This window comes from Myxococcus sp. AM009, assembly GCF_013372605.1.
In the GTDB taxonomy this organism is placed as follows: Bacteria; Myxococcota; Myxococcia; order Myxococcales; family Myxococcaceae; genus Myxococcus; species Myxococcus vastator.
Window position 1 is genome coordinate 66,676 of sequence record NZ_JABXEP010000001.1, and the last position, 12,127, is coordinate 78,802.

8 protein-coding genes are annotated in these 12,127 nt (G+C 70.7%); 3 read left to right on the forward strand and 5 right to left on the reverse strand.

The annotated features are described in order from the left end of the window. Positions 1-43: 43 nt before the first annotated feature. Both rnr and HV824_RS00290 read right to left on the reverse strand, forming a co-directional pair. Positions 44-3,559, reverse strand: coding sequence for a ribonuclease R (gene rnr, locus HV824_RS00285; protein ID WP_176422399.1), 3,516 nt, complete (start codon positions 3,557-3,559; stop codon positions 44-46). A gap of 112 nt (positions 3,560-3,671) precedes the next feature. Beyond that, positions 3,672-5,081 carry a protease inhibitor I42 family protein gene (locus HV824_RS00290; protein ID WP_176422400.1) on the reverse strand — a complete coding sequence of 470 codons (1,410 nt, stop codon included), beginning with the start codon at positions 5,079-5,081 and terminating at the stop codon, positions 3,672-3,674. A gap of 195 nt (positions 5,082-5,276) precedes the next feature. Here HV824_RS00290 and glp point away from each other — a divergent pair, with 195 nt between their 5' ends. From glp to HV824_RS00305, 3 genes are all read left to right on the forward strand, one after another. Beyond that, a complete protein-coding gene (gene glp / locus HV824_RS00295; protein ID WP_176414999.1) occupies positions 5,277-6,509 on the forward strand; it encodes a gephyrin-like molybdotransferase Glp in 1,233 nt (410 codons plus the stop codon). A 117-nt stretch (positions 6,510-6,626) separates the two neighbouring features. Beyond that, on the forward strand, positions 6,627-7,301 hold the full coding sequence (gene ribA / locus HV824_RS00300; RefSeq protein ID WP_176415000.1) for a GTP cyclohydrolase II: 675 nt from the start codon (positions 6,627-6,629) through the stop codon (positions 7,299-7,301). Between the two features lie 49 nt (positions 7,302-7,350). Then, positions 7,351-8,184 (forward strand): MBL fold metallo-hydrolase, encoded by an 834-nt coding sequence (locus HV824_RS00305; RefSeq protein WP_176415001.1) that lies wholly within the window; start codon positions 7,351-7,353, stop codon positions 8,182-8,184. On the opposite strand, the gene lipB is transcribed toward HV824_RS00305, so the two are convergent. The 3 genes from lipB to HV824_RS00320 form a co-directional block, all read right to left on the reverse strand. Beyond that, on the reverse strand, positions 8,174-9,247 hold the full coding sequence (gene lipB, locus HV824_RS00310) for a lipoyl(octanoyl) transferase LipB (protein WP_176415002.1): 1,074 nt from the start codon (positions 9,245-9,247) through the stop codon (positions 8,174-8,176). The genes HV824_RS00305 and lipB overlap by 11 nt on opposite strands. Continuing rightward, a complete protein-coding gene (locus HV824_RS00315; protein ID WP_255207627.1) occupies positions 9,244-10,677 on the reverse strand; it encodes a ClpX C4-type zinc finger protein in 1,434 nt (477 codons plus the stop codon). The genes lipB and HV824_RS00315 overlap by 4 nt, the downstream gene beginning before the upstream one ends. Positions 10,678-10,814: 137 nt before the next feature. Further along, positions 10,815-12,071, reverse strand: a complete 1,257-nt coding sequence (locus tag HV824_RS00320; RefSeq protein ID WP_176422401.1) for a dihydrolipoamide acetyltransferase family protein — start codon at positions 12,069-12,071, stop codon at positions 10,815-10,817. Positions 12,072-12,127 lie beyond the last annotated feature (56 nt).

Sequence of the window (12,127 nt, forward strand, 5' to 3'; positions counted from 1 at the left end):
TCCTGAAGTCGCGGGCCCCATGAAGGTGAGGCCCGCGTCGCTCTCAGCGCTTCTTGCGCCCCGAAGGCGCCTTCTTCTTCGCGGCGGTCCCCGAAGCCTTCGCTGACTTCGTGGCACGTACCACGGACGGCTTCGCGGCCTTCTTCGACGGCGCCTTCGCCTTGGGCTTGGACGCGGCCGCCTTGGTGGCTTTCGCGGACCGAGCGGGCACGGCCTTCTTCGCCTTGGCCGTGGCCTTCTTGGGCTTCTCGGGCTTCTTGGCCTTCTTGGCGGTGGCTTTCCTGACGCTTCCAGCCGGGCTCTTCTTCCGCGCCGGGGGCCGCGCCGCCTTCACCACGGTCTTCTTCCGCGTCGCCTTGCGCTTCGGCGCATCAACGTCCACAGGCGCGGCCCGGACGGGCTCCGGCGTCGCCTGCAGGGGCGCCGCCGTCACGGGCTTGTCGTGGGCCCGCTCGGGCGCTTCGACGGGCGGCTCGGGCTGAGCAGGGCGCGGGGGCTCCATCGAGAAGACCATGTCGTCCTCGGACTCGCTCCTGGGCTTGGGCGCGGGGAACCGGGGTCCCGGTCCGCCCTGCGGCTTCTGCTTCTGGAACGACCGTCCATGGGAGGCGCCGCGGGTTTCGGACCCAGGCTGACGCTGGGACGCCAACGCGCGGATCCGGTCGAAACCCGGGTGCGGAGACCGGGCGGCGTCATCCCCTGTCGGCACTTCCCACGGCGCGGGCGGCGCTTCGGGCGGAAGCGGTTCGGCCGTTTCGGCGGACACAGGCGCCGGCGCCTGTGGCTCCGGGCGGATGAACGTCCTGCGCTTGGGCCACGCGGGCGATTCAGAACGGGGAGGCTCCTGTCCTTCCGGTGCCCTGGGCGGGAACCGAGGCTCCTTCCGGTGCGGTGCGGCCTCCTCACGACGGCCCTCGCGGGAGAAGCGCCCACGTGGACGTCCCGCGCCGGTCTCCTCGCGAGGCGCATGGGACGCGGGCGCGCCCCGGCTCTCGGAGGCTTCGCGTTCGCGGCGGCCCGGGCGCCCTGCCCGCTCCCGCCGCTCATCCCGCTCGCGGTGCGGCGGCGCCTCGGCCGTCCACGCCCGGCGCCGGTGCGGCTGCTGGCCCCGCGCCTCGACACGGGGCAGCAGCGCCTCGCCCTCGAACTGGAGCGCCTCGAAGTCGAGCTTCTTCGCCGTCACGTTCACGGACGTCAGCCGCACCCGCAGCTTCTGTCCCACGCGCACCCGGCGGCCATTCGCGTACACCAGGGAGTGCGTCAGCTTGTCCAGCTTCGCCCCCGGCCCCAGCGTCTCCGCCTTCACCAGGCCTTCGACGTGCACCTCGTCCAGCTCGACGAAGAAGCCGAAGTCGGTGATGGCCGCCACGGTGGCGGCGAACTCCTCGCCCACGCGGTCCTTCATCAGCAGGCACGCGTAGAAGGACACCACCTCCCGCTCGACCTGCATCGCCGCGCGCTCGCGCTCGGAGCACTGCGCGGACATGTCCTCGAGCTGGTCCTCCTCGCGCTCCAGCATCGACGGGGTCGGCTTGCGCCCCTTCCGCGCCCAGTGGGCCTTGAGCAGCCGGTGCACCAGCAGGTCCGGGTAGCGGCGGATGGGCGACGTGAAGTGCAGGTAGTGCTCGGCGGCAAGGCCGTAGTGGCCCACGCGCGACGACGTGTACACGGCCTGCATCATGGAGCGCAGCAGGAGCTGGTTCAGCGCCCGCTGCTCAGGGTGGCCCTGGAGCTGGCTGACGAAGGCATCCAGCTCCTTCGACGACACGCCGTCCTCGACGCGCATCTTGAAGCCATAGGCCTCCGCCAGCGCGGCGAAGGTGGCCAGCTTCTCCGGGTCCGGCTCTCCGTGGAACCGGTACACCGTGGGCAGGCCCTCGTCCTGGAAGAAGGTCGCCACCGCCTCGTTGGCGGCGAGCATGCATTCCTCGATGAGCCGGTGGCTGTCCTTGCGCTCGCGCTTGTCCATGCGCGCGGGCAGGCCTTCCTCGTCCAGCACCACCTTGTGCTCGGGCAGGTCGAAGTCGATGGCGCCGCGCGCCTTGCGCATCTTCATCAGCGCGCGGGCCAGCGACATCAGCCGCTCGAAGTGGGGCTTGTGCGCGTTGCGGTGCGGCACGTCCTTGCCGTCGAGGACGTCCTGCACCTCGTTGTACGTGCACCGCGCCACGCTGCGCATCACCGCTGGGTACAAGTCGTAGGAGCGGCGGTGGCCCCGGCGGTCGAACGTCAGGTCTGCCACCATGCACAGCCGGTCCTCGTCCGGGCGCAGGGAGCAGATGCCGTTGCTCAGCCGCTCCGGCAGCATGGGCAGCACGCGGTCCGGCAGGTACACGGACGTGGCGCGCCGCAGCGCCTCCGCGTTGAGCGCGCTGCCTTCCCACACGTAGTGCGTCACGTCCGCGATGGCCACCACCAGCCGCCACCCGTCCGCGCCGTCCTCCACGTAGACAGCGTCGTCGAAGTCGCGCGCGTCCTCACCGTCGATGGTGATGAGGGGCATGGCGCGCAGGTCGCGCCGGTGCTCGCCGCGGGCCTCTGCCTCCGACACCGTCACCGCGTAGCGGTCCGCCTCGCCCATGACCTCCGGCGGGAACTCGTCGGAGAACCCCTGCGAGTAGGCGACGCCCAGCACCTCGGCGCTCGGCGTGCCGGGCTTGCCCAGGGAGCCGGCCACCTCGCCGTGCAGCCCCCGGTCCGGGTCCAACATCTGGGCACCGATGCCCAGCTGGACCTTCACCAGGTCCCCCTCGCGCGCCATCTGCGTCAGCGGCACGCGGATGGGGCCGGGCAGGCTCGAATCCGTGGGGTACACCACGGCGTAGCGGCCCTTCACGACGTAGGTGCCCACCGCCAGCTCGCGACGGCGCTGCACCACCCGGATGATCCGGCCCTCCAGGCGCGGAGGCCGCCCCGAGACAGCCACCACCACCCGATCATTGTCGAGCGCGCGCTGGGCCTCGTGCGGCGGCAGGAAGACGTTGTCCCCTCCCTCCGCCGACAGCGGATGCACGAAGCCGAAGCCATCCCGGTGGACATGGAGGATGCCTTCCAGCAGGCCATCACCTTCGGCCTCGCTGAAGCTGCCCCGGCGGCCGGGCCCCTGCGCCCGCTCCTGCCGGAAGCCCCCTCCGTGCTTCGAGGCGCCCCGGCGCTCACTCCCCGGGCCCCGCTCCTGCCAGCCCGCGCGCTTGCCGCGCGCCCCCGGCTCAGGCCGGCGGCCCGCGAAGCCGCCAGGGCCCGCCGCACGCGGTCCTGCCTGCCGTGGCCCTCGATTCGGACCGCCTTCGCGGGGCCCTTCCGCGCCGCGCTGACGCCACGCCTCGGGAGCGCCTTGCTCCTTTGCACGCACGTCGGCCTCGCGCCGTGACGGATGCCGGGGCACGAAGCGCTTGCCGTCCTTGAGGATGTCGCCCTGACGGACGAGCTCGCGCAGGGTGCGCTTGAGCTCCGTCTGTTGCCCAGGGTGCAGGCCCGCGAGCCGGAGAAGCTCCTTGATGCCCAGCGGGTGGTCTGCGTCAGAGAGAAGCTGCTTGAGGTGTTCTGGAGAAAGGCTCACGGTGGGGTCGCGGCTCGGCCGCTACGGGAACGGGTAAGCCCGAAGCGGCCGAACGGGAACCCCCCGGCGACCGGCCGCCCCTCGGAACCTGCTCCGGGCGGGGCGGCGACCCTCAGGGCTTGACCGTGACGTTGATTTTGAAGGAGCGGTCCACCAGGCCAGGCGACAGCGCCTTGGCCAGGAAGAACTCCACCTCGAAGGTGCCCGGGTTGCGAGGGGTGAAGAAGAACTCGCGGGTGCCGGCACCGTCCTCGGGCGCGGGCTCGAAGTTGGCTTCGCGCAGGCCCACGCGCTTGGCCACCGTGGGCTCGATGGCCCAGGTGAAGCCGGGATGTTCGGGCAGGCGCACGGTGAGGCCGTGGTTGAGCCGCACGTCCACGGACGCGGGAACCTCTCCCTCGATGTGCACCAGCTCCATCTCATCGCGGGACACGGCGCGCGCTTCGGACGGCCGCGGCTCCACGTTCTCCGCGTGGATGCGGCCACCCCAGCCGGACGTCTTGTCGACGACGCCCTGCACCTGGAGCGTGTGCCCCACGTGCTTGCGCAGGGCCTTGGTGGCGAACTTGCCCTCGATGATGAATGACACCTGCTGGCGCGTGCCGCCGTTGGACACGACGAGAACGAACTCCTCGCCCGTCATCTCCAGGTTGCCACGCACGCCCGCGAAGCCCTTGATGCCCGCGCCCATGCCGGCCGCCGTCACCATGGAGACCTCGCCGGGTGACAGGTAGCGCAGCCGCGCTTCCGTCTCCACCGGGGTGGCTTCCACCACCTCCGCGTCTGGCTTCTTGGCCGAGTACTTGCGCACGTCCACCACGCCAGCGTGGTTGGTCGTCTTGCGGATCAGCCCGCTGACGGAGACCTTGTGGTCCAGGTAGGCCGGGAGCACTTCCTGATCCGGGCCCTGGAGGAGGAAGGTCAGCTCGCGCTTGTCGCGCCCGACGACCACCAGGTGCGGCATGTCGTTGGTGACCACCAAGCGACCCTTGAGGCTGCCCTCGCCCGTGACGCCGCGGCCTTCGCCGGCCGTCAGAAGCTGCTCCATCTCACGCTTGGTGAGCGGCTCGCCCGGGGGTGGGAGCTTGGTGGCGCGAGGACGGGGGCTCTCCACTGGCGGGGCGGCGGGCACCGCGCTCGCCTTCCCCGTCTTGGCACCCGCGGCGGACTTCGCCGCGGGAGACGCCTTCGCGGGAGACGCCTTCGCCGGAGGTGCCTTCGCAGGAGGTGCCTTCGGGGCCTTCGCGGCTGGTGGCGCCGCCTTGGCGGCCGAGGCCGTCTTCCCGGCGGGCGCGGCCTTCTTCGCGGTGGCCTTCTCCTGCACGGCCTTCTTCGCCGCGCTCTTGGCCCCCTTCGTTACGTCCGATGCCGCTTTCGCCAATTTCGTCGCCGCCTTCGCCGCCCGCTTGGAGGCGTTCTTGATCAGATCCAGCCGGGCAGCGGAGTCCTTCTTCGCAGCGGGCTTTGCGCCAGCCTTGCCAGCGGGAGTCGTCTTCTTGGCCCCGGACTTGGGCTTGGCCATCGACGCAGTCTCCTTTAGAGTTCCCGTGTCCTTTCAACGGGTTGGCGGACCTACCCAGAGGGCAGGCAAGCCTCGCGATCACCGCTGCTTGTAACGATGATCAGGTAGACTGTCAAACTAACACTTGATTATCTCACGGACTTTGTTCGCGAACGCATCGAAGCCACAGGGCCACGGCATGGCTATAAGCCGGGCATGAACGACTCCGCCACATTGCTGCCGGAAGAAGAAGCCCGGTCGCGGATCCTGGCCCTGTGCGCGCCCCTTCCCAGCGAATGGCTGCCGCTGGATGACGCCCTGGGGCGAGTGCTCGCCGAGGACGTGACGGCGCAGCGTACGCTCCCTCCCTGGGACAACTCAGCCATGGACGGCTACGCGGTGAGCAGCGCGGACCTGGCGGGTCCCCTGCCCGTCCGGCTCGACGTCGGGGAGACCCTCTACGCGGGCGCGGTGGGCCATCAGGCGCTGCTCCCCGGGGTGTGCGCCCGCATCATGACGGGCGCTCCCCTCCCCGCGGGCGCGGATGCGGTGGTGATGCGGGAGCGGACGCGGCCCGTGGGCCAGGGCGGCGCGGATCAGGTCGACGTGCTCGAAGCGGTGGGGCCGGGACAGTTCGTGCGGCCCCGGGGCGAGGACGCTCGGGAGGGGCAGCTGCTGCTGGCATGCGGCACGCCGCTGGGCATCCCCGAGCTGGGCCTCCTCTGGGCCCAGAGCCGGCAGATCGTGCCCGTGTCGCGCGCACCGCGAGTGGCCATCCTCTCCACTGGCGACGAGCTGTGCCACGCGGACGAGCCACCCAACGGCCGCATCGTGGACACCAACGCGCCGTCGCTGGCGCTGGCGGTCCGCCGCGCGGGCGGCCTTCCCACGCGGCTGGGCATCGCCCGGGATACGCGCGACGCCGTGCTGGCCGCCCTCTCCCGGCTGGACGGGTTCGACGTGGTCATCACCAGCGCGGGGGTGTCCGTGGGCGAGCGCGACTACGTGAAGGAAGTGCTGGCCGCGCTGGGCGTGGAGCAGCACTTCTGGCGCGTCGCCATCAAGCCGGGAAAGCCGCTGGTGGTGGGCCGTCGTGGCGACACGCTCTTCTTCGGGCTCCCGGGCAATCCCACGTCTTCCCTGGTGACGTTCGAGCTCTTCGTGCGCCCGGCCCTGCGCAAGCTGATGGGGCATGCGCAGGTGGGGCCCGGACGCGTGGCCGGACGCCTGGAAGGCAAGCTGTCCAAGCCCTCCGGTCTGGCGCATTTCGTCCGCGTCACGGCTGCCTGGCGAGAAGGCAACCTGTGGGCCCGTCCTCTGGCGACACAAACGTCCGGTGCCCTGCGTTCTGCCGCGGCGGCCACCCATCTGCTGCACTTCCCCCGGGAAGCCAGCAGCTTGACGGATGGGGACGCGGTAGAACTGCTTCCGCTCTCATGGGTGGCCTGAGGAACGAAGGACGCCGTGGAGCATCCTCGTAGGGGCTCGTGTTCGAAAGTTCGAGCCCGCCTTGACTTGAGAACCTGAGGACTCCAAACAGGGGCCCGCATCTGGAGAGGACTCGACATGTCGGACACACGCTCACCTCAGGTCCTTCCGACCCGCAAGCCCACGCAGCACCTGGAGCGGTTCTCGGAGGCGGACATCCCCACCGAGCGCGGCTCGCTGCGGACCATCGTCTTCCGGGACAGGCGCAACGGGCGGGAGCACGTCGCGCTCGTCGTCGGACAGGTTTCAGGACACGAGGGTGTCCCGGTGCGCATCCACTCCGAGTGCCTCACGAGCGAGGTCTTCGGCAGCCTGAAGTGCGACTGCCGCCAGCAGCTGGACCGCTCGCTCGACTTCATCACCCAGTCGGGACAGGGCGTCGTGCTGTACCTGCGGCAGGAGGGGCGCGGCATCGGCCTGGGCAACAAGATCAAGGCCTACGCGCTGCAGTCCAAGGGACTGGACACCTACGAAGCCAACCGGCAGTTGGGGTTCGCGGACGACCTGCGCACCTATGACATCGCGGCGGAGATGCTGCGGAGCCTGGATGTGCGCTCGGTGGACCTGATGACCAACAATCCGCTGAAGATCGCGGGCATGGTCGAAGAAGGCATTCCCGTCCGGCGTCGAATCCCTTCCCGGACCGAGCACAATCCGCATAACGTCGACTACCTGAGGACGAAGCGCGAGCGTACGGGGCACCTGATTGAGCTCTTCGCCGAGGACGACGACACGGAAGCCAAAGCCGGCTGAGAAGCCCCCCGCGCGGCGGCGGAACACCGTCACGCGCAACCAGGCCCGCGTGCCCTTCGAGGTGCGCTTCTGGGGTGTGCGCGGCTCCATTCCTTCACCGGGCGCGCACACGAAGCGCTACGGCGGCAACACCCCCTGCGTGGAGGTCCGCTGCGGGGACGAGCTGCTCATCTTCGACCTGGGCACCGGCGCGCGCGCGCTGGGGAATGCGCTGGTGGCGAAGAAGAAGCCGGTGAAGGGCTCCATCTTCATCTCGCACTACCACTATGACCACCTGCAGGGCCTGCCCTTCTTCGGGCCCATGTTCCTGCCCACGAGCGCCCTGACTGTCTACGGCCCGGCGCGGCATGGGCAGTCGGTGAAGCAGCTCCTCAGCGGGCAGATGGTGCCGCCGTACTTCCCGGTGACGGCGGACGGCGTGTTCCGGGCGCAGCTCACGTACACGGACCTGGCCGCCACGCAGACGCTGCGGCTGGGCCCGGCGACGGTGCACACCATCGAGCTGAACCACCCGGGTGGCAACATGGGCTACCGCGTCGAGTGCCAGGGCCGCTCGGTGGTGTACGCCACCGACCTGGAGCATGGCAGCGACATGGACGCGGCCTTCTACGCGTTCGCCCAGGACGCGGACGTCCTCATCTACGACGCCATGTACACCGAGGACGAGTACCACGGCCGCACCGGGCCGGCGCGCACCGGCTGGGGCCACTCCACCTGGCAGGCCGCGGTGCACGCGGCGGACAAGGCCGAGGTGAAGAAGCTGGTGCTCTTCCACCACGACCCGTCACGCGATGACGCGGGCATGGACCGGCTGCTGCGTCAGGTGCGCAAGCACCGCCCCGACGCCATCGCCGCTCGCGAGTCCCTGGTCATCAAGCTGTAGCGCGCTTCACCGTCTCCCGCAGGCCCCGGAAGGGCAACCGCTCCAAGGCCGTGGGGACGTCGACCCACTCGAAGGCGTCGTGCTCGGCGCTCAGGCGCACGTCCGCGCCCGGCGACACGTGGGCGGCGAAGCCGTTCTCCTCCACGAGTCGAGGTGGCAGCACCTCCCCCAGGGCGAAGGCGTGGCGGTAGTCCAGGTCCACCAGCGGCACGCGGAGGCCTGTCTCCTCCTCCAGCTCCCGCGCGGCGGCCCGCGCGGGCGATTCACCCGCTTCGAGCCTCCCCGTGAGGACCTGCCAGAAGCCCCCCCGCTCAGGGCGCCGGCGCACGAGCAGCACCCGCGCTTCGGGGCCACGGCCCTTCACCACCGCGATGCTCACCGTCCGCAGCGGTGGCGGCGCGTCCAAGCGCTCGCTGTCAAACACGGTGCAGAAGCTACTGGCGATGGCCTCCTCCACCTCCGTCATGGGAAGTGCGCGGCCCAGCTCGCGCTGCATGGACGTGACGCCCGCTTCGCGGATGCCACACGGGACGATGAGCTGGAAGTGGTCCAGGTTCGTGTTCACGTTGAGCGCGAAGCCGTGCGTGGTGAGCCAGCGCGACAGGTGCACGCCAATGGCGGCGATTTTTCGCGCGTCCGCGGCGCCCTCCTCGCCAATCCAGACACCGGGCCACTTGGGGATGGGGCCCGCGGTGATGCCCCACTGGGCCAGCACCTGCATGACGGCGCGTTCCACGTCGCGCACGTAGCGGCGCACGTCGTGCCGGCCCTCCGGCAGCAGGAAGATGGGGTAGCCCACCAGTTGGCCGGGGCCATGGTAGGTGACGTCGCCTCCACGGTTGGTCTCGAAGACCTCCGCGCCCTCCTTCGCCAGCCGCGCGTCGCTGGCGACGATGTTCTCGCGCTTCGCGGCCCGGCCCAGGGTGAGGATGGGCGGGTGCTCCAAGAGGAGCAGCGCGTCGCCGCAGAGCCCCTGGCGGCGGGACTCGCTGAAGAGGTGCATCAGCGCGAGCCCGTCCTCGTACTCCACACGGCCCAGCCGGTAGACGGTGATGGTGTTCATGATGTTCGCTTCCTTCGTGCCTTCCGCGCGGACGCGGGCTTCACGGTGGGCGTCAGGCTCCACGCTCCCGTGGGCACCCGGTTGAGGAGGGCGTGCAGCTCATGGCCCGCGCGCGGCGCGCGGCTGGCCTCCAGGGCCAGCGCCTTGAGCACGTCCTCGGAGGCGGAGACCGCGGGCTCGCGCGAGGCCAGGCGCTGGCGGGCAATCTCCATGAATTCAGCGTGAGTCGGCACCTGGAGCGGCAGGAGCACCTGCACATGCTCCAGGAGGTCCGTGGGCACGGTGCCGCGCACGGCCTGAGTCAGCGCGGCGGTGGTGGGCACGGGAACGCTGTGTGAGGCCCCGCGAAGGCTGAGGCCCCGAGCCTCCATGCCCACGCCCCTCGCGCTCAGCACCACGACAGGCCGGCGGTCCTGGGCCAGGAAGGCTCGCAGGGCCGCGTGGGATGACGCATCCAGGCGATCCACGTCCTCCACCAGCAGGGCGCGCGACTGAGTCGTCAGGTCCAGGTCCGCGACGGGGGTGATGACGCCCACGCCCTCTCGCTGGAGCTCCTGGAACCAGGCGCTCTTGCCGCTGCCTTCGGGCCCGACGACCAGCAGGGTCCGCGCGTGGGCCTCAAGCGACTGCGTCAGCAGCGCCTGCGTCGCGCCCTGCCCCACGAGCCCCATGCTGGGCACCGCGGGACGGCCCCTCCGCGACACCGTAAGTGGAGGCACCGGGGTGACGTCGCCCAGCAGGGCTTGCGACTCGTTCAGGCAGCGCTTGCAGATGAACGCGCCCGCGGGCCCCGCGACCAGGTCCCCCGTGTCCGTGCGTGGACGGCAACAGAAGGAGCACCACGCGTCGAGCGCCGCATCCGCGCGCGTGGGGCCGCGCTCGATGAGCCGGGCCTCTCCGCGACGCCGAGGCGGGGCATCCGTCTGGCGCGAGGACTCCTCGGCGCCTTCGACCGCGCCCGCGACACGCGCAAGCTGCGCTTCGAGCCGCTGCGCGTCCTCCGCGACCGCAGTCTCGATGACCCAGGCCTGGGCGGCGTCGCCAGGCGCGTCGTCGCCGGCGTGCAGGGTCGCCTCGCGCAGCGCATCCTCGATGAGCCGCTGCCGGTGGCCGACGTCCGGAAGCAACTCCGACTCCAGGGAACGCACCAGCCCGGCCCCAGGCAAGGCCTCTTCGTCGTCGGTGTCCGCTTCCGACCGTGCGAGCACAGGCTCCGGCATCCACTCCAGCCGGTTCACCGCATCCGCGATGTCCGCGCGGCTGCCGTCCAGCCGCTGCGCATGACGAAGCAGCTGCAACGCGCGGGACGGATTGCCCGCCTGACGGTACAGCTCCGCCGCTTTCTGCAGGCACTCCACCGCACGGGCCACGTCCCCCTGTGTCTCGGCGGACTGCGCGGCGCGGATCAGCTCGCGAGGGTTCTCGGCCATACGGAGAGAGCCTAACCGGCTCGAAGCCCCCGCGCGCGGCCCTTGAACGCGAGCCCCAGCGTCAGGCGCTTCCCGGCCCGGCTCCAGGGCCACCACGCCCCTCACGTCGGGGGCGTGGACCTGCCACGGCGCTCACCTCACGCCATGGCCAGGAACAGCAGGTCCGGCTTCTCCAGGTACTTGATGATCTCGTACGTGAAGTCCGCCGCCACCGAGCCGTCGATGACGCGGTGGTCGCACGACAGCGACAGGTTCATCATGTCGCGGACGACGACCTGGTCACCCACCACCGCCGGGCGCTTCTTGAGGCGGTGCACGCCCAGGATGCCCACTTCGGGGTGGTTGATGATGGGCGTGGCGAACAGACCGCCGCTCTGCCCCAGCGAGCTGATGGTGAAGGTGCCACCCGTCAGCTCCTCCATCTTCAGCTTGCGGTCACGCGCGGCGGCGCCCAGGCGAGCCGTCTCACGCGCCAGGTCAGCCAGCGTCAGCCGGTCCGCGTTCTTCACCACCGCCACGGTGAGGCCGTCCGGCGTCGCCGCCGCCATGCCGATGTTGAACTCGCCGCGGACCACCAGCTCCTGCGCCGCCTCATCGAAGTTCGCATTCAGGTGCGGGAACTTCTTCAGCGCCGCCACCGTCGCCTTGATGATGAACGGCAGGTAGTTGAGCTTGGTGTTCTCACCGGCCGCCACCAGCTGCGCGTTCAGCCGCGCGCGCAGGGCCACCAGCTCCGTGGCGTCCACTTCCTCGACGAAGGCGAAGTGCGGCGCCGTGAACTTCGACCGCACCATCTTCTCGGCGATCTTCTTGCGCAGGCCCCGCAGCGGAACGCGCTCGTCCGCCGCGCCCGAGCTGACCGGCGGAGCCGCGGGACGCGCCTTCTGCTCGGCCGGAGCCGCGACGACGTTCTTCTCGCCCCCCTCCAGCGCCGCCACCACGTCCGCCTTCGTCACGCGGCCCTGCGGCCCCGTGCCGGAGATGGCCGCCAGGTCCAGCCCGTGCTCGCGGGCCATCCGCCGCGTCACCGGCGTGGCCAGCACCTTGGACGCCGAGGCGGGCGCCCCACCGCCCTGGCCACCCGCCGCGGGCGCCGCGGCCACGGGAGCCGCGCTGGCCTCGCCATGGCCACTGGACTGCGCCGGCGCGTCGCCCTCCACCTCCAGGGTGACGAGGAGCTGGTGCACCTTCGCCAGGTCGCCTTCATTGCCGTGCGTCTTCACGACACGGCCCGCCTTGGGCGCGGGGACGGTGACGGTGGCCTTGTCCGTCATCACCTCGGCGAGCACCTGGTCTTCCTTGACGGAATCCCCCGCCTTCACGTGCCACTTCACCAGCTCACCCTCCATCACGCCTTCACCAAGGTCGGGGAGCTTGAATTCGAAGATCGCCATGGAGTCGTCTTTCCGGGAAGCAGGGGTGTTGGGTCAAGCCATGAATCGGAGCGTCA